The 21,554-nt window shown below is 65.4% G+C and carries 16 protein-coding genes and 3 pseudogenes; 6 read left to right on the top strand and 13 right to left on the bottom strand.

The annotated features are described in order from the left end of the window. Nucleotides 1–7: 7 nt before the first annotated feature. From ALC15_RS14585 to ALC15_RS14565, 5 genes and pseudogenes are all read right to left on the bottom strand, one after another. Nucleotides 8–1,465 (bottom strand): form I ribulose bisphosphate carboxylase large subunit, encoded by a 1,458-nt coding sequence (locus ALC15_RS14585; RefSeq protein ID WP_035653486.1) that lies wholly within the window; start codon nt 1,463–1,465, stop codon nt 8–10. 36 nt (nt 1,466–1,501) lie between these two features. After that, on the bottom strand, nt 1,502–2,584 hold the full coding sequence (fba, locus tag ALC15_RS14580; protein WP_050627822.1) for a class II fructose-bisphosphate aldolase: 1,083 nt from the start codon (nt 2,582–2,584) through the stop codon (nt 1,502–1,504). 15 nt (nt 2,585–2,599) lie between these two features. Beyond that, nucleotides 2,600–4,621, bottom strand: coding sequence for a transketolase (gene tkt, locus ALC15_RS14575; protein ID WP_050627821.1), 2,022 nt, complete (start codon nt 4,619–4,621; stop codon nt 2,600–2,602). Continuing rightward, a complete protein-coding gene (locus ALC15_RS14570) occupies nt 4,618–5,493 on the bottom strand; it encodes a phosphoribulokinase (RefSeq protein ID WP_050627820.1) in 876 nt (291 codons plus the stop codon). The genes tkt and ALC15_RS14570 overlap by 4 nt, the downstream gene beginning before the upstream one ends. Nucleotides 5,494–5,504: 11 nt before the next feature. Then, nucleotides 5,505–6,523: pseudogene (locus tag ALC15_RS14565) on the bottom strand (class 1 fructose-bisphosphatase). 167 nt (nt 6,524–6,690) lie between these two features. Here ALC15_RS14565 and ALC15_RS14560 point away from each other — a divergent pair. Together ALC15_RS14560 and ALC15_RS41930 are read left to right on the top strand one after the other, a co-directional pair. Next, nucleotides 6,691–7,617 carry a LysR family transcriptional regulator gene (locus ALC15_RS14560; RefSeq protein WP_050627936.1) on the top strand — a complete coding sequence of 309 codons (927 nt, stop codon included), beginning with the start codon at nt 6,691–6,693 and terminating at the stop codon, nt 7,615–7,617. A 157-nt stretch (nt 7,618–7,774) separates the two neighbouring features. Then, nucleotides 7,775–9,468, top strand: a pseudogene (locus tag ALC15_RS41930) (ATP-binding protein). Nucleotides 9,469–9,490: 22 nt separating this feature from the next. Here the strand turns inward: ALC15_RS41930 and ALC15_RS14545 are convergent. Both ALC15_RS14545 and ALC15_RS14540 read right to left on the bottom strand, forming a co-directional pair. Next, nucleotides 9,491–9,826, bottom strand: coding sequence for a DUF6841 family protein (locus tag ALC15_RS14545; RefSeq protein ID WP_244486087.1), 336 nt, complete (start codon nt 9,824–9,826; stop codon nt 9,491–9,493). Then, nucleotides 9,804–10,622 (bottom strand): TetR/AcrR family transcriptional regulator, encoded by an 819-nt coding sequence (locus tag ALC15_RS14540; RefSeq protein ID WP_244486086.1) that lies wholly within the window; start codon nt 10,620–10,622, stop codon nt 9,804–9,806. The genes ALC15_RS14545 and ALC15_RS14540 overlap by 23 nt, the downstream gene beginning before the upstream one ends. Before the next feature lie 158 nt (nt 10,623–10,780). Here ALC15_RS14540 and ALC15_RS14535 point away from each other — a divergent pair, with 158 nt between their 5' ends. Then, a complete protein-coding gene (locus tag ALC15_RS14535; RefSeq protein ID WP_050627816.1) occupies nt 10,781–11,968 on the top strand; it encodes an HlyD family secretion protein in 1,188 nt (395 codons plus the stop codon). An 8-nt stretch (nt 11,969–11,976) separates the two neighbouring features. Beyond that, a complete protein-coding gene (locus tag ALC15_RS14530) occupies nt 11,977–13,581 on the top strand; it encodes an MDR family MFS transporter (RefSeq protein WP_050627815.1) in 1,605 nt (534 codons plus the stop codon). A gap of 59 nt (nt 13,582–13,640) precedes the next feature. Here ALC15_RS14530 and ALC15_RS14525 read toward each other — a convergent pair. The 3 genes and pseudogenes from ALC15_RS14525 to ALC15_RS14515 form a co-directional block, all read right to left on the bottom strand. Continuing rightward, nucleotides 13,641–15,283: pseudogene (locus ALC15_RS14525) on the bottom strand (benzoate-CoA ligase family protein). Nucleotides 15,284–15,446: 163 nt separating this feature from the next. Next, nucleotides 15,447–16,262, bottom strand: coding sequence for an alpha/beta hydrolase (locus tag ALC15_RS14520; protein WP_050627814.1), 816 nt, complete (start codon nt 16,260–16,262; stop codon nt 15,447–15,449). 3 nt (nt 16,263–16,265) lie between these two features. After that, the gene (locus ALC15_RS14515) at nt 16,266–16,760 is read right to left on the bottom strand and encodes a MarR family winged helix-turn-helix transcriptional regulator (protein WP_050627813.1); all 495 of its coding nucleotides are present in this window, start codon (nt 16,758–16,760) and stop codon (nt 16,266–16,268) included. A gap of 291 nt (nt 16,761–17,051) precedes the next feature. Between ALC15_RS14515 and ALC15_RS14510 the strand changes: the two genes are divergently transcribed. Both ALC15_RS14510 and ALC15_RS14505 read left to right on the top strand, forming a co-directional pair. Beyond that, entirely contained in the window at nt 17,052–18,218 is a 1,167-nt protein-coding gene (locus ALC15_RS14510; protein ID WP_050627812.1) for an ABC transporter substrate-binding protein, read from the top strand. Nucleotides 18,219–18,294: 76 nt separating this feature from the next. After that, on the top strand, nt 18,295–18,747 hold the full coding sequence (locus ALC15_RS14505) for a cupin domain-containing protein (RefSeq protein ID WP_050627935.1): 453 nt from the start codon (nt 18,295–18,297) through the stop codon (nt 18,745–18,747). A gap of 172 nt (nt 18,748–18,919) precedes the next feature. Here ALC15_RS14505 and ALC15_RS14500 read toward each other — a convergent pair whose 3' ends face one another. The 3 genes from ALC15_RS14500 to ALC15_RS14490 all read right to left on the bottom strand — a co-directional run bounded on the left by ALC15_RS14500 (nt 18,920) and on the right by ALC15_RS14490 (nt 21,548). Further along, a complete protein-coding gene (locus ALC15_RS14500) occupies nt 18,920–20,161 on the bottom strand; it encodes a flavin-dependent oxidoreductase (RefSeq protein ID WP_050627811.1) in 1,242 nt (413 codons plus the stop codon). A 150-nt stretch (nt 20,162–20,311) separates the two neighbouring features. Then, nucleotides 20,312–20,707: a RidA family protein gene (locus ALC15_RS14495; protein ID WP_050627810.1), complete on the bottom strand. Its 396-nt coding sequence runs from the start codon at nt 20,705–20,707 to the stop codon at nt 20,312–20,314. 1 nt (nt 20,708) lies between these two features. After that, nucleotides 20,709–21,548, bottom strand: coding sequence for an enoyl-CoA hydratase family protein (locus tag ALC15_RS14490; RefSeq protein WP_050627809.1), 840 nt, complete (start codon nt 21,546–21,548; stop codon nt 20,709–20,711). Nucleotides 21,549–21,554 lie beyond the last annotated feature (6 nt).

The raw sequence follows: 21,554 nt of genomic DNA, 5'->3' as shown, positions 1-21,554 counted from the left end.
ACTCCTGTCAGACCGCCATGCTCGGCGTGGGAACGAAATCGGGGGCATCCGTCGACTCGTAGTTGAAGGTGACGTCCTTCCAGACATCGAGCGCCTCGCGCAGCGGCGTGCAGGTCTGCGCCGCCTTGGCCAGGATCTCCGGCCCTTCATGGACGTAGTCGCGGCCCTCGTTGCGGGCGAGGATCATGGCTTCCAGCGCGACGCGGTTGGCGGTTGCGCCGGCCTGGATGCCGCGCGGATGGCCGATGGTGCCGCCGCCGAACTGCAGCACGACGTCCTCGCCGAGCAGGTCGAGCAGCTGGTGCATCTGGCCGGCATGAATGCCGCCGGAGGCCACTGGCATCAGCTTGTTGAGACTCGCCCAGTTCTGGTCGAAGAACACGCCGTGCTCGAGCTGCATCGGATTGAAGTCCTCGCGGCAGATGTCGTAGTAGCCGCGCGTGGTGTTCGGGTCGCCTTCGAGCTTGCCGACAACAGTCCCGGCATGGATGTGATCGACGCCAGCGAGCCGCATCCATTTCGCGATCACGCGGAACGAGACGCCGTGGCTGCGCTGCCGCGTGTAGGTCGAGTGACCGGCGCGATGCAGATGCAGGATCATGTTGTTCCTGCGCGCCCACTTCGCCATCGACTGGATCGCGGTGTAGCCGATCACGAGGTCGATCATGACGATGTTGGAGCCGAGCTCGTGGGCGAACTCGGCGCGCTCGTACATGTCCTCCATGGTCGCCGCGGTGACGTTGAGGTACGTGCCCTTGATCTCGCCGGTCGCGGCCTGCGCGCGGTTGACCGCCTCCATGCAGTACAGGAAGCGCTCGCGCCAATGCATGAAGGGCTGCGAGTTGATGTTCTCGTCGTCCTTGGTGAAGTCGAGCCCGCCCTTCAGCGCCTCGTAGACGACACGGCCGTAGTTGCGGCCGGACAGGCCGAGCTTCGGCTTCACGGTGGCGCCGAGCAAGGGACGGCCGAACTTGTCGAGCCGCTCGCGCTCGACCACGATGCCGGTCGCCGGGCCCTGGAAGGTCTTCACATAGGCGGTCGGCAGCCGCATGTCCTCGAGCCGCAGCGCCTTGAGCGGCTTGAAGCCGAACACATTGCCGATGATCGACGCGGTCAGGTTCGAGATCGAGCCCGGCTCGAACAGATCGAGGTCGTAGGCGATATAGGCGAAATAGCTGCCCGGCGAGTTCGGCACCGGATCGACGCGATAGCACTTCGCCCGGTACTTCTCCGCCGCCGTCAGCCGGTCGGTCCACACCACGGTCCAGGTCGCGGTCGAGGATTCGCCGGCCACCGCAGCGCAAGCTTCGGTCGGATCGACGCCGTCCTGCGGCGTGACGCGGAATAGCGCGATGACGTCGGTGTCCTTGGGCTCGTAGTTCGGCTCCCAATAGCCCATCCGCTTGTATTCCATCACGCCGGACTTGTAGCGATCCTTGCCGCGCACGGTGATCGACTGCTGCATGTTCATCTCAATCTCCTGTGTTTCGTCGCCATTTGCTCAGGCGGCCTGGGTCATTTTTCCAATCTGCGGATCGAGCGCGCCGGCGCGGTAGCGTCGGGCCATCTCCGGTAGGCCAACCACCTTGATCCGGGCGGCATTGCCGGCCGTGCCGAACTGCTCGAAGCGGTCGCGGCAGAGCTCGCGCAGCGCATCCATCGCAGGCTTGAGGAACTTGCGCGGATCGAACTCGCTCTTCGACTGCACGGCGACCTTGCGGAAGGCCGCGGCCATCGCCAGCCGGCAATCGGTGTCGATGTTGACCTTGCGCACGCCGTGCTTGATGCCGCGCACGATCTCCTCGACCGGCACGCCCCAGGTCTGCGGCATCTCGCCGCCGAACTGGTTGAACACGTCCTGCAGCGCCTGCGGCACCGAGGACGAGCCGTGCATCACCAGATGCGTGTTGGGCAGCCGCGTGTGGATCTCCTCGACCACGCGCATCGCCAGGATCTCGCCGTCGGGCTTGCGCGTGAACTTGTAGGCGCCGTGCGAGGTACCCATCGCGATCGCGAGCGCATCGACCTTGGTGGCGCGGACGAAATCGACCGCCTGGTCGGGATCGGTGAGCAGCTGATCGTGGCTGATCTTGCCTTCGACCCCGTGACCGTCCTCCTGCTCGCCGCCGCCGTGCTCGAGCGAGCCGAGCACGCCGAGCTCGCCTTCGACCGACGCGCCGACCCAGTGCGCCATGTCGACGACCCGGCGGGTGATATCGACATTGTAGTCATAATCGGCCGCGGTCTTGGCGTCGGCCTTGAGCGAGCCGTCCATCATCACGGAGGTGAAGCCGTAGCGGATCGCGGTGGCGCAGGTCGCCTCCTCGTTGCCGTGGTCGAGATGCAGGCAGAGCGGGATCTGCGGATACATCTCCTCCAGCGCATCGATCATCTTCGCCAGCATGATGTCGTTGGCGTAGGACCGCGCACCGCGCGAGGCCTGGATGATGACCGGCGCGTCACAGGCGGCAGCCGCCTCCATGATGGCGAGACCCTGCTCCATATTGTTGATGTTGAAGGCCGGCACGCCGTAGCCGCGCTCGGCGGCGTGGTCGAGCAATTGCCTCAGTGTGATCCGCGCCATCGTGGCGTCCTCCTTTCAACTCGCTCGTTGGATGAGCTGTTTTGCGGTTGCGGCGACCGCCGCAGGCGTGATGCCGAATTCGCGGTACAGCACATCGGCCGGTGCGGACGCGCCGAAGCCGGTCATGCCGACGAAGGCTCCGTCGTCGCCGAGCCAGCGCGCCCAGTCGCCCTCGACGGCGGCTTCCACGCCGACGCGCGGCGCGGTGCCCAGTACCTTGGTGCGATAGTCGCTCGGCTGCTGGCGGAACAGGTCGAAGCACGGGGCCGAGACGACCGCGGCCTGTACCCCTGCTTCCGCCAGCAGCTTTGCGGCTTCGAGCGCGATCGACACCTCTGAACCCGTTGCAATCAGGGTGACGTCACGCGCGAAAGCCGGCTCGACGAGAATGTAAGCGCCGAGCGCGACCTGGTTGTCCCTGCCGCCATCGCGAACCGTCGGCAGCGCCTGCCGCGACAGGCAGAGGATCGACGGCGAGGTCTCTGCGTTGAGCGCGCAGTCCCAGGCCTCCGCTGTTTCGACCGCGTCGGCTGGACGGAACACCAGCAGGTTCGGGATCGCCCGCAGCGCCGCCAGATGCTCGACCGGCTGATGCGTCGGCCCGTCCTCGCCAAGCCCGATCGAGTCATGGGTCATGACATGGATGACGCGGATCCCCATCAAAGCCGCGAGGCGGATCGCAGGCCGGCTGTAATCGGCGAAGCTCAGGAAAGTGCCGCCATAGGGAATGAACCCGCCATGCAGCGCGATGCCGTTCATCGCTGCGGCCATGCCGTGCTCGCGGATGCCATAGTGGATGTAGCTGCCGTCGAGCGTGTCCGGCCGCACCGGAACCTGCGACTTCGCCTGCGTCAGGTTGGAGTGCGTGAGGTCGGCCGAGCCGCCGAGCAGGTTCGGCAAGGCTTCCGCGATCACGTCGATGACCTGCTGCGAGGCCTGCCGCGTCGCGAGCTTCGGCCGTTCGGTTGCAAAGCGCTCGACGAGCGCTGCCATCGCCTTGGTATAGGCGCAGGGCAGTTTCCGGTTCAGCGCATCGTGGAACGGCGACCGTTGGCCCTTCTCGGCCTTGCAGGCGGCACGCGAGCGCTCGATCCAGGCGCGCCGTGCATCGCGGCCGCGGCCGCCGAGCTCGCGCCACTCGGCCAGCACCACATCGGGGATCTCGAATGCGGGATACGGCCAGCGCAGCGCGCTGCGGGTCTTCGCCACCTCGTCGGTGCCGAGCGGTGCGCCATGCACCTTCTCGCTGCCCTGCCGGTTCGGCGCACCAAACCCGATCACGGTGCGGCAGGCGATCAGCGACGGCCGATCGCTCGTGCGCGCCTGCCTGATCGCAGCGGTGATCGCCTGCGAATCGTGGCCGTCGATGCGGCAGACGTTCCAGCCGCTGGCCGCAAACCGTGCCGCCTGATCGTCCGAGCAGGACAGCGAGGTCGCGCCGTCGATCGAGATCTGGTTGTCGTCGAACAGCACGATCAGGCGATTGAGCCGCAAATGGCCGGCCAGCGAGATCGCCTCATGGCTCAGGCCTTCCATCAGGCAGCCGTCGCCGGCGATCACATAGGTATAGTGGTCGACCAAGTCGTCGCCGAAGCGGGCGTTCATCAGGCGCTCGGCGAGCGCCATGCCGACCGCAGTCGCAATGCCCTGCCCCAGCGGCCCGGTCGTGGTCTCGACACCAGGAGTATGGCCATACTCCGGGTGCCCCGGGGTCTGCGATCCCCATTGCCGGAACGCTTTCAGCTGATCGAGCGTCATGTTCTCGTAGCCGGTGAGGTAAAGCAGCGCATAGAGCAGCATCGAGCCGTGCCCGGCCGACAGCACGAAGCGGTCGCGGTCGGGCCAGGCCGGATCGGCCGGATCGAACTTCAGGAAATCGGTGAACAGCACGGTCGCGACATCGGCCATGCCCATCGGCATGCCGGGATGACCGGACTTCGCCTGCTCCACGGCGTCGACGGCGAGGAAGCGGATGGCGTTGGCCATCTCGTCGTGGCTGATGTCGGGGCGGCTGGCAACGGACGCAAGTGCGGTCATATCGTTCGCCTCTTTCGTTCGATCAATTGCAGGATCAGCGGGGTCAGGATCAGTTGCATCGCGAGATCGAGCTTGGCGCCGTGCACCACGATCGAGTTTGCGCGCGACATGAAGCTGTGCGGGATCATCGAGAGCAGGTAGGGAAAATCGATGCCGCGCGGGTTCTTCAGCCGGATCACGACCATCGATTCATCAGGGGTCGGGATCCAGCGCGCGATGAACGGGTTCGAGGTATCGACCGTCGGCACGCGCTGGAAGTTGATGTCGGTCTCGGTGAATTGCGGGCAGATGTAGTTCACGTAGTCCGGCATGCGGCGCAGGATGGTATCGGTCACCGCCTCGGTCGAGTAGCCGCGGTGGCTGCGGTCGCGATGCAGCTTCTGGATCCATTCGAGATTGATCACCGGCACGACCCCGATCTTGAGGTCGGCATGCTGCGCGACATTCACCTTGTCGGTGACGACGGCGCCATGCAGGCCCTCATAGAACAAGAGGTCCGAATTCTCCGGCAGCGCTTCCCAGGCGGTGAAGGTGCCGGGCTTGGCGCCGTAGAGCCGCGATTCCTCTTCGTCGTGCACATAGTGCCGCGTCGTTCCGGTGCCGGTCTCGGCATAGTCGCTGAACAGCTTCTCCAGCTCCTCGAACAGATTGGTCTCGGGGCTGAAATGGCTGAAGTGCTTGTTGCCGCGTTCCGCCTTCTCCACCATCATGCTGCGCATCTCGGCGCGGTCGTAGCGGTGAAACGCGTCACCTTCGACATAGGCCGCGACCACGTTCTCGCGGCGGAAGATGTTCTCGAACGTCTTCTTCACCGAGGTGGTGCCGGCGCCGGATGAGCCGGTGATCGAGATGATGGGATGCCTGCGAGACATACGCTCCCCCTTCAGCGGAACAGGCCGCGCCGCGCGAACAGCGGGGCATCGCTGCTCTCGAACAACGGCTCGACGGTCAGGTGGATCGCATCGACGTCGCGCACGGCGCGCGTCGATCCCATGATCAGCGGCACGCGCTGATGCGGCGTGCGTGCCGAGAGTTCGAGAATGCGCGACCGGCCGCTCGACGCGGCGCCGCCGGCCCACTCCATGATCAGCGCGATCGGATGCGCTTCATACAGCAGCCTGAGCCGGCCTTCGCGGTAGCCCTGGCGCGCATCCGCCGGATACAGGAACACGCCGCCGCGCATCAGGATGCGGTAGCTTCCGCCACCAGCGAGCCGATCCAGCGCATGTTGAAGTCCTGCCCGCGCTCGCCGTTCACGCCGGCCAGGCACTCGTCGATATAGTTGCGCACCTGGCCGCTCCAGTGCCGCCGGTTCGAGGCGTTGATGGCGAATTCCGGCGTATCCTGCGGCACCCGAAGGTCGCGTGCAGTCAGCACGAACTCGCCTGTTCTGGGATCCAGGGTGAAACAGTCGACGCGCTGGTCGAGTGCCAGTACCAGCACGGTCTGCGGACCGTAGATGAAGAAACCCGCGGCGCATTGCGCCGTTCCGGGCTCGAAGAAGGTCGAGATGATGTCGTTTCCCTTCGGCCGGATCGAGAAGATCGTGCCGATCGAGATGTTGTTTTCGAGATTGGCTGATCCATCGAGCGGATCGATCGCGACGCAGAGCGGCGCATCCGGATCGAGCGTCTCCGGCAGTTCGACCTCCTCCGAGAGAACGGCGGCGACCGGCGCGGCGCGCAGCGCGTCGCGCATCAGGCTGTCGGCGACGATGTCGAGGGTCTTCTGGCGATCACCGTCGGGATTGATGCCGCCGCTCTCGCCGACGATGCCGGCGAGCGGCCCGGCGGCAATGATGCGCGACAGCTCGATCGCGGCACCGGCCAGCGCTTCGATCACCGCAACGGTCGCGGCGCGCAACGGGCTATGCTGCGTCGGCCACTCCAGATGGGCATGCAATGCAGGACGAATCTCCACCGGCCTCTCCCTATGATCGCGCCCTCTGTCCCGAGGCTTCGAGAGGCGACCTCAGGGGAGTCGCCTTCGCCGTATCAACGCGCGAATTGCCCAATTAGGGAAATTTCATTATCTTTGGTCCGGGCAAAGTTTTTCTTATGGAGCTGGGCATGGCCGGCAACTTCACGCGGGATCTCACCATTCGCCAGCTGCGCGCCCTCTCAACCCTGCACGAGGCCGGCTCGATCACCTCGGCGGCCAACCGGTTGAACCTGACGCAGCCTGCAGTGACATTGCAGCTCCGCAACCTGCAGGCGCTCGCGGGGCTGCCGCTGATCCAGCGCACCGGCGAGGGCATGGCGCTGACGGATGCCGGCGCGCATGTGCTGACGCTGGTCGAGCGGATCGAGGCGGCGCTGAAGGATTGCGAGCAGTCGCTCGACATGATCGCCGGCCGCAGCGGCGGCCGCGTCGCGATGGGCGCGGTCTCGACCGCGAAGTATTTCGTGCCGTTTGCGATCGCCGCGTTCTCGCGCCGCTTTCCCAAGATCGAGGTGACGCTGCGGATCGGCAACCGCGAGGAAATCCGCGACGCGCTGCGCGGCTACGATCTCGATATCGCTGTGATGGGCCGGCCGCCGGCCGATGTCGAGGTCGAGATGAAGCCGCTCGGCCGCCATCCGCACTTCATCATCGCGGCACCCGATCACCGGCTGGCGCGGCGGCGGCACGTCTCGCCGCCGGAGCTCGCCAACGAGACCTTCATCACCCGCGAACAGGGATCCGGCACGCGGATGCTGATGCAGCAATATTTCGAGCGGGTCGGACTGGAGCCGAAGCTCGGCATGGCGATGGACAGCAACGAGACCATCAAGCAGGCCGTCATGGCCGGGCTCGGCATCGCCTTCATCTCCCAGCACACCGTGTTCCACGAGCTGGAGGACGGCCGGTTGGTGGTCCTCAAGGTGAAGGGCCTGCCGATCGTCCGGCAGTGGCACGCGATCCGGCGCACCGACAAGATCCTGCTGCCGCCCGCACAGGCCATGCTGGACTTCCTTGGCAAGGAGGGCTGGCGCTACCTGCCGAATTCGCACTAGCGGCCCCGCTCCGCGCCCCCACTCGATCGAAAAAATCAAGCCGCTACCGTATGTTAACCATTGAAGTTCCGGCAAACGCATGTCACATCTTGAGGTGCGGTCAGTGGCGGACCGTATCCCTGCGAGGGAGGATGAACTGCAAAACCAGTCCCCGCCGATGCCTGACTTCAAGGCGTTATTCGAGGCGGCGCCCGGCCTCTATCTGGTGCTGACCCAGCCCGACTTCCGTATCGTGGCAGTGAGCGACGCTTATCTGCGCGCCACCAAGACCGAGCGTGCCGCGATCCTCGGGCGCGGGCTGTTCGACGTATTTCCCGACAATCCGGACGATCCGGCCGCCGACGGGGTGCGCAACCTGCGCGCCTCGCTCGAACGCGTGGTCCAGTTCCGCCGCCCCGATACCATGTCGGTGCAGAAATACGATATCCGCAAGCCCGAGTCGGAGGGCGGCGGGTTCGAGGAAAAGTACTGGAGCCCGCGCAATACGCCGGTGTTCGGGCCGACCGGACAGTTCACCTACATCATCCATCGGGTCGAAGACGTCACCAGCTTCATTCAGTTGAAGCAGCGCGGCGCCGAGCAGGACAAGCTGACCGACCGGCTGCGCGAGCGCACCGAGCAGATGGAAGCCGAGATCTTCATGCGCGCCCGCGAGGTCGAGGCCGCCCGCGAGCAGCTCGAGGCCGAGCAGAAGCTGCGCCAGGTGCAGAAGATGGAGGCCGTCGGGCACCTCACCGGCGGCATTGCCCACGACTTCAACAACATCCTGACCGTCATCACCGGCCTGATCGACATCCTCGCCGAGGCGGTCGAGCACGACGCCGCGCTATCGTCGGTGACGAAAATGATCAGCGACGCCGCCTTCCGCGGCGCCGAGGTGACCAAGCATCTGCTGGCCTTCTCGCGGCAGCAGCCGCTGCAGCCGCGTGAGGCCAACCTCAACACGCTGGTGCAGGACACCGCGCGGCTGCTGCGCCCGTCGCTCGGCGAGCAGATCGAGATCGATACCGCGCTCGAGCCCGACGCCTGGCCGGCCTTCATCGACCCCAACCACATGGCGACCGCGCTGCTCAATCTCGCCGTCACGCCCGCGACGCGATGCCCGAAGGCGGCAAGCTTATGCTGGAGACCAGCAACGTCATCCTCGACGAGGTCTATGCCGCGGCCAACCCCGATGTGCGCGCGGGTGAATACGTGATGGTCGCGGTCAGCGACACCGGCGGCGGCATCCCCGCGGCAATTCGCGACAAGGTGTTCGAACCGTTCTTCACCACCAAGGACACCGGCAAGGGCACCGGCCTCGGGCTGAGCATGGTCTACGGCTTCATCAAGCAGTCCGACGGCCACCTCAAGATCTATTCCGAAGAAGGCCACGGTACGTCGATCAAGCTCTATCTGCCACGCAGCATGGGCGACATGGTCGACGTCGAACCGCCTGCCCCGGTCGACACGCGCGGCGGACATGAATCCATCCTGGTCGTCGAGGACGATCCGCTGGTGCGCAACTACGTCAGCGCCCAGCTCGAGCAGCTCGGCTACCGCACGATGGTCACCGCCAACGGCCCGGAAGCACTGGCCGCCGTCGACAATGGGTTCGTCTGCGACGTGCTGTTCACCGACGTCATCATGTCCGGCGGCATGAACGGCCGGCAGGTGGCCGATGCCGTGACCGCCAGGCTGCCCTCGGTGCGCGTGCTGTTCACCTCCGGCTATACCGAGGACGCGATCATCCACCACGGCCGCCTCGACCCCGACGTAACGCTGTTGCCGAAGCCTTATCGCAAGGCCGATCTCGCCCGGATGATCCGGCAAGTGTTGACGCAGCCTCCCGCTTCGGCGGCGGCTAAGTAATGCGGCGCCTGGCGCAGCTTGCTCAGGGGCCGAAGCTCGAGCGGCTCTGGATTTTCCAGGCGCCGCCGAGCAGGCTCAGCACGTAGAGCGAATCGTAGATCCCGATCACCGAGCCATCCTCGCGGTAGCGCGTGTAGCGCACGGCGTAATGTGCCTTCGCCGGCGAGGACTGCACCAGCCTGGTCTCGTTCCAGGCGCTGTGATGCCAGCCGTCCTGCTTGCGCAGCCGCTCGAACAGGTCCATCGGATTGTTGCCGCTCTGCTGATAGACGGTGACCACCCCGCCCGCGATCCGCACATGCGGGAAGTGCATCAGCGTGTCCATGGCCGCGGCGTCATGACGATTGAGCGCGGCCATCCAGCGCGCCAGCACATCCTCGCATTTGGCCTGGTCGTCGCGCGAGATCTGCGCCTCGACGGAATAGGTCGCGGCCGGCTCCGGCATCATGCACCTCCGTTCTGCGCGTTGGTCTGGCCGGCCGGCACGGCGCAGCCGGACAGAAAGAGCGCAGCACAGGCCTTGGCGCGAGCTCGATCTCGTTGCGCGTCAGCACGGGCTTGTGCCCGAACATGACGTCGCGTTGCGGCTTGAACACGAGCATGCCGAGCAGCATGCCCGCGGCGGCCTCAGTATCGTCGAGCACGATCCGCCCTCGCCGCTGCTGCACGCCGAGCCAGCTTGCTAGCGCGGCGATGGTCCGCTGCATCGCCTTCTCGTAGAACGTCTCGGCAATGTCGGGGAATTTGTCGCTCTCGGCCAGGATGATCCGTTGCAGGGCGATGACCTCGGCGTCGAGGATGAGCTCGGCGCAGGTCAGCAACGCGGCCTCCAGGGCCGCGGCAACGTTGCGGCCGTCGCAGGCGCCGAGACTCACGATGGAGACGAACCGGTCGACCCGGTCGGTCACCATGCCTTCGAACAGCGCCAGTTTGGTCGGGATCAGCCGGTAGAGAGTCTTGGTGGAGACGCCGGCGCGGCAGGCGACGTCTGCGATGCTCGCCGCCGCGAAACCGCGCTCCGAGAACTCCCGCCGCGCGGCCTCATAGATCAGCGCGCGCGTCTCGTCGTCGGAGCGAAGCTGCGGCCGCCCGCGGCCGCGCCGCTCCGGCACAGCCAGGTTTTGCTCAGTCTGATCCTTGTCATTCCGGTTCATCGGCAAGCCATGCTTTTAGATGATGCCTGTCATTCTATTGACAGTCCCAATATGGGGGATATTTTGGAAAACATCAAGTTTCCTAATTATCCAGGGCAACCCAGAGCGAAATTCGCAAGGTTTCCCAGAGGGATATAAAGCTTCCAGGAGCCACTGCCATGAGCCAGCATGAAACCTCTTTCAAGGCCGAGAGCCAGGTTCCGGCCGCAACCGCCAAGCAATTGATCGCCAACCCGGAAACTGCCAAGTCCGCCGCCGCCAAGGGCAAGCTTCGCCGTCTCCTCCTCGCCGGCGCAGCCTTGGCCGTCCTCGCAGGTGGCGCCTGGTACGGCTGGGACTATTGGACGGTCGGCCGCTTTCAGGTCTCGACCGACGACGCCTATGTGAAGGCCGACAACACCACGATCGCGCCGAAGGTCTCCGGCTATCTCAGCGCGGTGCTGGTGGGCGACAACGAGCATGTACGTGCCGGGCAGATCCTGGCACGGATCGACGAGCGCGATTTCAAGGTCGCGCTTGATCAGTCGAAGGCCGACGTCGCTGCCGCCGAAGCCGCGATCACCAGCAAGCGTGCCCAGCTCGACGTGCAGCACTCGGTGATCGAGGCGGCGCGCGCGACCCTTGCGGTGGATACCGCGACGCAGACCTTCGCCGAGCAGGAGAACAAGCGCTACACCGACCTCGCCGGCACCGGTTTCGGCAGCGTGCAGAACGCGCAGCAGGCGCAGTCGCGCTACGCCAGCGCGCAGGCCGCTATCGCCCGCGACACCGCAAACCTCGCGTCCGCCGAGCGCCAGGTGGAACTGCTCAAGGCCGAGATCGCTCAGGCGGTTGCGGCGTTGGGACGGGCCACCGCCCTGCAGAACCAGGCCGAGCTCAATCTTGGCTACACCACCATCACCGCGCCGATCGACGGCGTCGTCGGCAACCGCACGCTGCGCACCGGCCAGTTCGTCCAGGCCGGCACGCAATTGATGTCGCTGGTGCCGGCCACCGGCGCCTATGTGATCGCAAACTACAAGGAGACGCAGCTCACCAATGTCCGCAAGGGCCAGCCGGTCGAAATCGAGGTCGACATGTTCCCCGGTCAGGTCGTACGCGGCCATGTCGACAGCCTGGCGCCGGCGAGTGGCCAGGAGTTCGCGCTGCTGCCGCCGGATAACGCCACCGGCAACTTCACCAAGGTGGTGCAGCGCATCCCGGTGAAGATCGTGCTCGACGCAACCAATGTCGATCTGCGGCCGGGCATGTCGGTGATCCCCTCCATCGCGACACTTTCACATCCTGCCGCGCAAGCTCCGCAAGCCAAAGCCACGCCGAAACTCGCTGTCGCCTCGTTCAAATAGGTGATGTCATGTCCGACCTCGCGCTCTCCTCCGCCGCCGCCGCACCCCGCGCCGCCGTGGATCCCAATCGCGCAAGTGTGACCGTCTGGATCTCGATCCTGGCGGCCATGATCGGCGCCTTCATGGCGATCCTCAATATCCAGATCACCAACGCCTCGCTGCTCAACATCGAGGGCGGCATCGGAACCGGCGTCGACAATGGTTCGTGGATCTCGACGTCCTATCTGATCGGCGAGATCGTGGTGATCCCGCTCACCGACTACCTCAGCCGGGTGTTCTCGTTCCGCAAGATCATCATCACCTTCGCCACGCTGTTCGCGGCCTTCTCGGTCGCATGTGCCTTCACCCACGACCTGCCGTCGATGATCGCGATGCGCGGCCTGCAGGGCTTCTTCGGCGGCGTGCTGATCCCGATGGCCTTCACGCTGGTTTTCACCAGGCTGCCGAAGGTGCAGCAGCCGATCGGGCTGGCGATGTTCGCGCTCGCCGTGACCTTTGCCCCGGCGATCGGCCCGACCATCGGCGGCTACCTGACCGAGAATTACGGCTGGCAGACCATCTTCTTCGTCAACGTGATCCCGACCGCGGTCATGGTCGCCACCCTCTATTTCACGCTGGAGCGCCAGCCGATGCAGCTGCATCTGCTGCGTGAAGGTGACTGGCTCGGCATTATCACGATGGCGATCGGCCTGTCGTCGCTGCAGGCGGTGCTGGAGGAAGGCAACAAGGACGACTGGTTCGGCTCGCCCTTCATCGTCAAGCTCGCAGTGATCGCCGCGGTCAGCCTGACCCTGTTCGTCTGGATCGAGCTGGTCGTCGAGAAGCCGCTGCTCCGGCTGCGGCTCCTGACCCAGCGCAGCTTCGGCTTCGGCACCATCTCGGCGGTGTTCGTCGGCTTCGCGCTGTTCGGCTCGGTCTATCTGCTGCCCGCCTATCTCGGCCAGGTGCAGCGCTACAATGCCGAGCAGATCGGCCAGGTGCTGGCCTGGACCGGCCTGCCGCAGCTGATCCTGATCCCGCTGGTGCCGAAGCTGATGCAGCGCTTCGATGCCCGGCTGATCGCGTTCACCGGCATGGCGCTGTTCGCGGTCTCCTCCTTCATGAACATCCAGATGTCGCTCGACTATTCCGGCGACCAGTTCTTCTATCCGAACATCGTTCGCGCTGTCGGCCAGGCGATTACGCTGGCGCCGCTGTCCGCCATCAGCCTCGGCAGCGTCGCGCCGCAGGATGCGCCCGCGGCCTCAGGCATCTCCAACATGATGCGCAACCTCGGCGGCGCGATCGGCACCGCGCTGCTTTCGACCATTGTCACCAAGCGCGAGCAGTTCCACTCCAACATCATCGGCCAGTCCGTTCATCTCGGCCGCGACGAGGTGCGGACCCGGATCGCCGAAGTCACCAACTACTTCCTGAGCCACGGCATCTCGGACCCCGCCACCGCGCACAGCCAGGCGATCGTGGCGATCGGCAACATCGTGAAGCGTCAGGCGCTGGTGCTCGGCTTCAGTGACGCCTTCGCGGTGATCGGCGTCGTGCTGGCGCTCGCTGCGATCGCGATCGTTCTGACCGGCAAGCCAAAGAGCGCGGCGGGCGGCGCCGGCGCGCATTGAACTCTCTTTGATCGCTTGTCGAATCTTTCGGGCGACGGCTTCAGGCCGTCGCCCGATTCTTAGCTCGCCTCGCGCAGCTTGAAGCGCTGGATCTTCCCGGTCTGGGTCTTCGGCAACGCCTCGACAAAAGAAATCGCGCGGGGATATTTGTACGGCGCGATCGTCGCCTTGACGTGATCCTGCAACAGCTTGACCTCGGCATCGTCGCTGCGCGCGCCCTGCTTCAGCACGACGAAGGCTGAGACGATCTGTCCCCGCTCCTCGTCGGGCGCGCCGATCACGGCGCATTCGGCGACATCGGGATGGCCGAGCAGCGCCGCCTCGACCTCGGGACCGGCGATGTTGTAGCCCGCCGAGATGATCATGTCGTCGCGCGCGCCACGAAGGACAGCCGGCCGTTTTCGTCGCTGACGAAGGCATCGCCGGTGATGTTCCAGCCATCGCGGACATATTTGGTCTGCCGGGAGTCCGCGAGATAGCGGCATCCGGTCGGGCCGCGAACCGCCAGCTTGCCGACCTGCCCCGGCGGCAGCTCGTTCATGTCCTCATCGACGATCTTCGCCTGGTAGCCGGTCACGGGCGTGCCCGTGGTGCCGGCAACGGCGCTGCCGGCGCGGTTGGTGATGAAGATGTGCAGCAGCTCCGTGCTGCCGATGCCGTCGAGGATCGGCTTGCCGGTCTTCTTGGTCCAGCTCTCGAACACCGGCGCCGGCAGCGTCTCGCCGGCCGAGACCGCGAGCCGCAGCGACGACAGATCGGCGCCCTTGTCCATCGCCGCCATCATCGCCCGATAGGCGGTCGGCGCGGTGAAGCAGATCGTCGCCTTGTAGGTCTCGATGATCCTGATCATCTCGCTCGGCGCCGCGTTCTCCAGCAGCGTCGCGGTGGCGCCGAAGCGCAGCGGGAAGATCGCGAGCCCGCCGAGGCCGAAGGTGAATGCCAGCGGCGGAGAGCCGACGAACACATCGTCCGACGTCACCTTGAGCACTTCCCTGGCATAGCCATCCGCGACGATCAGGAGATCGCGGTGGAAGTGCATGGTCGCCTTGGGTTCGCCCGTGGTGCCCGACGTGAAGCCGAGCAGCGCGACGTCGTCGCGGCCGGTCTTCACCGCATCGAACTTGACCGGCTTGTTCAGCGCGATCCGGTCGAGCTCGGCGTCATGATTCGAGGTGCCGTCGAAATTGACGACCTGCTTGAGGAATTTGCTGGTCTTGGCGCAGGCCACCAGCTCATCGGCGATACGGCTGTCGGTCAGTGCCAGCGAGATTTCCGCCTTGTCGACGATCTTGGCCAGTTCGCCAGCGCGCAGCATCGGCATGGTGTTGACGACGACGGCACCGGCCTTGGTCGCCGCAAGCCAGGCCGCGACCAGCGCCGGGTTGTTGCCCGAGCGGATCAGCACGCGATTGCCGGGCTTGACGCCGTAATTCTCCACCAGCGCATGCGCCAGGCGGTTCGACCAGTCGGTCAATTCCTTGTAGGTGCGTTGGCGGCCGTTGCCGATCAGCGCGATGCGATCGCCCATGCCCTGCTCGACGATCCGGTCGGTCAGCTCGACCGCGGCGTTGAGATAGTCGGGATATTTGAATTCCGGCCGGTCGAGCAGCAGTTGCGGCCATTGCTGCAACGGCGGCAGGTTGCGCCGCGCGAAATCGTCGACATGCCCGGATGGGCCGAGCCCGGGAAATTCACCTGACATTCGATTGCCCTCGCTTTCCATCCAGAAAGGCCAAAGACCAACGTCGAGACGACTGATATCGGGGACGCCCGGCAGCGTTCCAATCGCCAATCATTTTATACTTAAAATAATTTGGCGCAAGGGGTGGAAATCACTCGGCCGTCGCTGGCGATCCCTCAGAACCTCAGATCTGTGTGAGCTGCTTCAGTCGCGCGACCATCTTCGACTCCGGGTCGGCGAGCGGCGCGATCGCGGTGAAATGATTGGCGTCGGGCACGGTGCCGAACCGCGTGGCAACGCCCGCGTCGCCCCAGACATCGGCGATCGTCCGGCTCTGCCGGTGATATTCGGCGCTCTCGGCGCCGCCGACGACGGCATCAAGCGTCGTGCCGGCGGGTGCTTTCCAAAGCAGCGGGCTCGCCGCCCTTGCTGCGTCGCGGTCGAGGCCGAGCGCCTTGTTGATGGAGGTGCCGACCAGCGGCTCGAGCTCGAACAGGCCTGATATCGCGTAAGCAGCCCTGACCAGCTTGCTCGGCAACGCCGCATCATATGCGGCCCAATCGGTCGCGAGCATGCATGCGGCAAGATGTCCGCCGGCGGAGTGGCCCGACACGACCAGCGGCCGGCCGAGCTTTGCCAGTTCGCGGCACGCCGCACGCATCTCGCCGATGATGTCGCCGACCGAGACGCTGGGGCAGAGATCGTAGCTCGGCACCGCGACGCTGATGCCGTGGCCGTTGAGCCCGCGCGCACAGTGGCTCGACGACGAGCCGTCGAGCGCCTGCCAGTAACCGCCATGGATGAAGACCACGAGCGGCCCGTCGCGATCACCCTCGAAGAGGTCGACGACGTTGCGCTCGCCCGGACCATAGCTCAGACGCCGCGGCTTGTGCTGCTCGCGATAGGCCGCGGAGTCCCGCGCCCAGCCGGCCATGATCGCCGGGTTCTCCGGCACGCGCGCCCGGTTGTTGTATTCAACCTCGTAATCGATCCCGCTCACGGCTTAAGCGGTCCGCGCCTTGGCCGAGCGCTGCGCCGAACCCTTGGCCTTGGCAAGCAGCCGCATCAGCTCGCGGATGTCCTTCGGCGAGAGGTCGCCGAAGACATCGGCGATCCACTTCTCGTGCTCGGCCGCCATCTTGCGGAACTCGGCCCGGCCGGTCTTGGTCAGGCGGATGAACTGCACGCGGCGGTCGGTCTCCGAGGTGCGGCGATCGAGATGGCCCGATTCAACCAGGCGCTCGACCAGCCCGGTGACGTTGCCGTTCGACACCATCATCCGCTTCGACAGGTCCGACAGCGTCATGCCGTCGGACACCTTGTCGAGCTGAGCCATCAGGTCGAAGCGCGGCAGGGTGACGTCGAATTTCTCGCGCAGGCGGCTGCGCACCTCGCCTTCGATCAGCGTGGTGCAGGTCAACAGCCGCAGCCACAGCCTGAGCTCGGTGCCGTGATCGTCGGGCAGTTCGACGGCTTTGGTTTCGGAATCGAGGATCATGCGGCGATCGTGCCTCTGCGGCGGGTTTCGGTCGGACCGATTGCTTTGAGCTTCAAGCAATTCGTGGCGCCCTGCAAGGACAATAGCGAATCCGGCCCGGTGCACCGAGGCAATTCTGCAATTTCTTTAAACTTCAAGCAATTGGCGCGGCGCTTGCATGGGCGCGACAGGCTCGCGAGCTGCGCAGCTGGCAGCCTGACGCAATGCCACATCGCTTGCAGCGGTCGCGCGCGTCAGACTAAGCTGCGACCAAGCTGGAAAGGCATCACGACAATGCTTTGGGGGAGTGACATGAAGCAACTGACAAAACTGATGGGATTGGCGGCGCTGCTCGGGATCGCGGCGGCCCCGGCGGCCGCGCAGGAGAAGATCAAGATCGGCGTGCTGGTCACGACCTCGGGACCTGCCGCGGCGCTGGGCCAGCAGGTCCGTGACGGCTTTGCACTCGCGGTCAAGGACCTCGGCGGCAAGATGGCCGGCCGCGATGTCGAGATCATCAACGCCGACGACGAGCTCAAGCCCGACGCTGCCGTAGTCAAGGTGCGCGGCCTGCTCGAGCGCGACAAGGTCGATTTCGTGGTCGGCCCGATCTTCTCCAACATCTTGCTGGCGATCCACCGCCCGGTCACCGACAGCAAGACCTTCCTGATCAGCCCGAATGCGGGGCCCTCCAGCTACGCCGGCAAGGAGTGCAACCCGTTCTTCTATGTGACGTCGTACCAGAACGACCAGGTGCACGAGATCCTGGGCAAGGTGGCGCAGGACCGCGGCTACAAGCGCGTCTACCTCCTGGTGCCGAACTACCAGGCCGGCCGCGACTCCGTCGCCGGCTTCAAGCTCGACTACAAGGGCGAGATAACGGAGGAATCCTACACGCCGCTCAACACGCTGGATTTCCAGCCTGAGCTGTCCAAGATCGCCGCGCAGAAGCCGGACGCGCTGTTCACCTTCATGCCGGGCGGCATGGGCGTGAACCTCGTGAAGCAGTACAAGCAGGCCGGCACCACCGTGCCGGTGCTCTCCGCCTTCACCGTCGACGAATCCACCCTGCCCGCGCAGCAGGACGCCGCGGTCGGCATGTTCGGCGGCGCGAACTGGGCGCCCAACCTCGACAATCCCCAGAGCAAGAAGTTCGTCGCAGCCTATGAGGCGGCCTACAACGGCGTGCCCGGCACCTATGCCATGCAGGCCTATGACGCGGCGCTTCTGATCGACAGCGCGGTGAAGGCCGTGAAGGGCGACCTCTCCAACAAGGACGCGGTCGCGGCGGCGCTGAAGAAGGCCGACTTCACCTCGCTGCGCGGTAACTTCAAGTTCAACAACAACGGCTATCCGATCCAGGATTTCTATCTCACCAAGGTCGCGAAGCGGCCGGACGGCAAATTCCAGACCGAGATCGTCGAAAAGGTGTTCTCGAACTATGGCGACCGCTACGCCAAGGATTGCGCCGCCAAGTAAGCCACAAAGCGTTTTCGAAGTGGACACCGGCTCGCGTGAAGAAAACGCGTCAAGCAAAAGAGAGGGAAACATGACGATGAAAGACGAGATCGCCGGCATCACCCGCGCCAATGAGGGCATCCAGGGCATTTCCTGGGGCATCCTCGGCCAGACCTACGTGCCGAAGAGCCGCACCGAGCATTCGTTCTCCTGGCACGCCACCTTCCCGCCGGGCACCTTCGTGCCGCCGCATATCCATCCCGACCAGGACGAGTATCTCTACATCCTCGAAGGCAAGCTCGACTTCATGCTCGACGGGGCCGACGAATCCGCCACGCCCGGCGACCTGGTGCGGCTGCCGATGGGCAAGCCGCACGGCATCTTCAACAAGTCGCAGCAGACGGCAAAGACGCTGTTCTGGGTGTCGCCGACCCGCCGACTCTACGACCTGTTCTGGGCGATCCACAACATGAAGGAACAGAACCCGGACGACGTGGTGCGGCTCGCCGCCGAGCACAACATCCACTTTCTGCCGCCGCCTCCCGGCTAGCGTAGGCGCCGGCCTCGCACCGTCATCCTGAGGAGCCGCGAAGCGGCGTCTCGAAGGATGAACGGCCCCGCTGGTGGCCGTCGACCCTTCGAGACGGCCGCATTGCGGCCTCCTCAGGGTGACGGATCGGAAGTTGCCGCCTCACGAAGAGACGCAATCGTCTCGGCTCAACCTACTGCCGCGCCACCACGCGCGCGGCAAAGCCGGCCTTGGCGGCATAGCCGCGCACGATCGCCTCGCGCGCTTCGTAGTTGAGAATGGTGTCGACGTCGGTAAAGCCCTGTGGCGCGAGCTGCTCGACGGCGTCGATCACGCCCTCCGGTCCGCCGCGGCGGTTGGAGGCGACGATGTCGGCGGTCATCGGCAGCCGCTGCCGCTCATAGGCCGCCAGCGCCTGGCGTGGGTGCTCCGATCGCGCCAACATGTCGGCCAGGCAGCGCGCATCGAGGATGGCCTGCGAGGCACCGTTGGAGCCGACCGGGTACATCGGATGCGCGGCGTCGCCGAGCAGCGTGACACGGCCGCTCGACCAATAGGGCAGCGGATCGCGGTCGCAGCACGGATACTCCCAGAACTCCGGCGTGGCGTTGATCAGGCCGGTGAAGTCGACCTGCGGAATCGTGAAGCTCGTGACATAGGGCATCATCTCCTCGCGCCGGCCGAGATTGGACCAGCCCTCGCGGCGCGGCGGCGGCGAGGAGCCGTCGCCGATCCGCACCAACACCGCCCAATTGGTAAGCCGGCTCGCCGGGCTCGAGCCCGGCGCGATCGGGTAGATCACCGCCTTGGCGTTCAGCCCGCCGGCGATGATCATTGAGCGTCCGGTCAGGAAGGCCGGCCAGTCCGTGGCGCCGCGCCACAGCATCAGCCCGTTCCAGCACGGCCCGCCCTCGCCCGGGAACAGCGTCTCGCGCACCTTGGAGTGGATGCCGTCGGCGCCGATCAGGATGTCGCCGCGCGCAGTGTGCACATGGGCGCCGCTGCGATCGAAGAAATAGGCCGAGACACCGCCCTCGTCCTGGGTGAAGGCGCCGAGCCGGCAACCGGTACGGATCGCATCGGCGCCGAGACGATCGATCACCGCCTGATGGATCACGCTTTGCAGGCGGCCGCGATGGATCGAGAATTGCGGCACGTCGTGGCCGGCATCGAGCCCGCGCTTCTCGTGCCAGACCTGCTGGCCATGCCGCGTCAGATAGAACAGCTCATAGGTGCGGATCGCGACGTCGTCGAGCTTGTCGAGCAGGCCAAGCCCAGCGAGCTCGCGGATCGCATGCGGCAAGGTGTTGATGCCGACGCCGAGCTCGCGGATCGTCTCCGACTGCTCGTACAGCTCGCACGCGATGCCGCGCGAGCGCAGCATCAGCGCAGTGGTAAGGCCACCGATTCCGCCACCGACGATAATCGCCTTCATCGTCCCTTACTCCACTCACAACAGGACGCATTTACGCTTTCGCCTAGGGTCGCATGCCGGCTCGTCCGGCCGCAAGCGGCTTTGTCGCCCCTACTTCCTCCGCTGCGGCCAAGTGTCCCCAAGGGTTAACGTTTCAGCCGCCCGGAACAGTTAATCCGGCACCACCGCGATCGCCTGGATTTCCACCTTCGCACGATCCTCGATCAGGCCGGCAACCTGGATCGCGGTCATCGCCGGAAAGTGCCGGCCGATGACGTCGCGATAGACGGAGCCGATCTCCTTCAGCCGCGCCGAGTATTCCTTGCGATCGAGCAGGAACCAGGTCATCGACACGATGTGCTCGGGTCTCGCCCCGCCGGCAGCCACGACCGCGACGATGTTGCGCAGGGTCTGGCCGATCTGCGCCACGAGATCGTCGGTCTCGAACACGCATTGCCCGTTCCAGCCGATCTGGCCCGCGATGAAGAGCTGCTTGCCGCGTGCGGCCATGCCGTTGGCGTAGCCGATCGGCTTCGCCCATCCTTCCGGTTGCAGGATCTCGATCATCTCAATTGCCCTCGAACGCCGGCTTCTTCTTGGCAGCGAAGGCCTCGAAGGCGCGGCGGAAGTCGCCCGTCACCATGCAGATCGCCTGCGCTTGGGCTTCGGACTCGATCATCTCGTCGACGCCCATCGCCCATTCCTGGTTGAACATCGTTTTCGTCACGCCATGCGCGAACCACGGTCCATCCGCAAGCGAGCGTGCCATCTCTTGCGCGGCAGCCGCGAGCTCGGCCGGTGGCACCAGGCGGTTGTGGAAGCCCCAAGCAAAGCCTTCGTCGGCGCTCATCGCGCGCCCCGTATAGAGCAGATCGGCGGCGTGGCCCTGCCCGATTACGCGCGGCAGCAGCCCGCACGCGCCCATGTCGGCGCCGGCAAGGCCGACCCGGGTGAACAGGAACGCGGTCTTGGCCTGCGGCGTCGCCAGCCTGAGGTCGGACGCCAGCGCCAGCATCGCGCCGGCGCCGGCGCAGATGCCGTCGATCGCGGCGACGATGATCTGCGGGCATTTGCGCATCGCCCGTACCACCTCGCCGGTCATCCGGGTGAAGGCGAGCAGGTCCGGCATCGCCATCCGCGTCAACGGCTCGATGATCTCGAACACATCGCCGCCGGAGCAGAAATTGCCGTCGGCGCCGGTCAGTACGATGGCGCGGACATCGGAGGCAGATTTGAGGTTGGTGAAGAGGTCGCGCAGCTCCTCGTAGGATTCGAAGGTCAGCGGGTTCTTCTTGTCTGGCCGGTTCAGCGTAATGGTCGCGACACGACCGCTCGCATCCGTCGACCAGCGGAAGTGCTTTGCGGGATAATCCTTGAACGGCCGGAGCTTTGCTTTCATCTCGGACATGATTTT

Source organism: Bradyrhizobium viridifuturi, from assembly GCF_001238275.1.
Lineage (GTDB): Bacteria > Pseudomonadota > Alphaproteobacteria > Rhizobiales > Xanthobacteraceae > Bradyrhizobium > Bradyrhizobium viridifuturi.
This window is presented reverse-complemented; position numbering and strand designations above follow the sequence as displayed.

Coding starts and splice junctions, on each gene's coding strand:
- ALC15_RS14510 (WP_050627812.1), top strand. CDS start 17,052: ATGAAGCAACTGACAAAACTGATGGGATTGGCGGCGCTGCTCGGGATC.
- ALC15_RS14495 (WP_050627810.1), bottom strand. CDS start 20,707: ATGATCGAGATCCTGCAACCGGAAGGATGGGCGAAGCCGATCGGCTAC.
- ALC15_RS14535 (WP_050627816.1), top strand. CDS start 10,781: ATGAGCCAGCATGAAACCTCTTTCAAGGCCGAGAGCCAGGTTCCGGCC.
- ALC15_RS14515 (WP_050627813.1), bottom strand. CDS start 16,760: ATGATCCTCGATTCCGAAACCAAAGCCGTCGAACTGCCCGACGATCAC.
- ALC15_RS14500 (WP_050627811.1), bottom strand. CDS start 20,161: ATGAAGGCGATTATCGTCGGTGGCGGAATCGGTGGCCTTACCACTGCG.
- ALC15_RS14585 (WP_035653486.1), bottom strand. CDS start 1,465: ATGCAGCAGTCGATCACCGTGCGCGGCAAGGATCGCTACAAGTCCGGC.
- ALC15_RS14570 (WP_050627820.1), bottom strand. CDS start 5,493: ATGTCTCGCAGGCATCCCATCATCTCGATCACCGGCTCATCCGGCGCC.
- ALC15_RS14530 (WP_050627815.1), top strand. CDS start 11,977: ATGTCCGACCTCGCGCTCTCCTCCGCCGCCGCCGCACCCCGCGCCGCC.
- ALC15_RS14490 (WP_050627809.1), bottom strand. CDS start 21,548: ATGTCCGAGATGAAAGCAAAGCTCCGGCCGTTCAAGGATTATCCCGCA.
- ALC15_RS14560 (WP_050627936.1), top strand. CDS start 6,691: ATGGCCGGCAACTTCACGCGGGATCTCACCATTCGCCAGCTGCGCGCC.
- fba (WP_050627822.1), bottom strand. CDS start 2,584: ATGGCGCGGATCACACTGAGGCAATTGCTCGACCACGCCGCCGAGCGC.
- tkt (WP_050627821.1), bottom strand. CDS start 4,621: ATGACCGCACTTGCGTCCGTTGCCAGCCGCCCCGACATCAGCCACGAC.
- ALC15_RS14505 (WP_050627935.1), top strand. CDS start 18,295: ATGAAAGACGAGATCGCCGGCATCACCCGCGCCAATGAGGGCATCCAG.
- ALC15_RS14540 (WP_244486086.1), bottom strand. CDS start 10,622: ATGAACCGGAATGACAAGGATCAGACTGAGCAAAACCTGGCTGTGCCG.
- ALC15_RS14545 (WP_244486087.1), bottom strand. CDS start 9,826: ATGGCCGCGCTCAATCGTCATGACGCCGCGGCCATGGACACGCTGATG.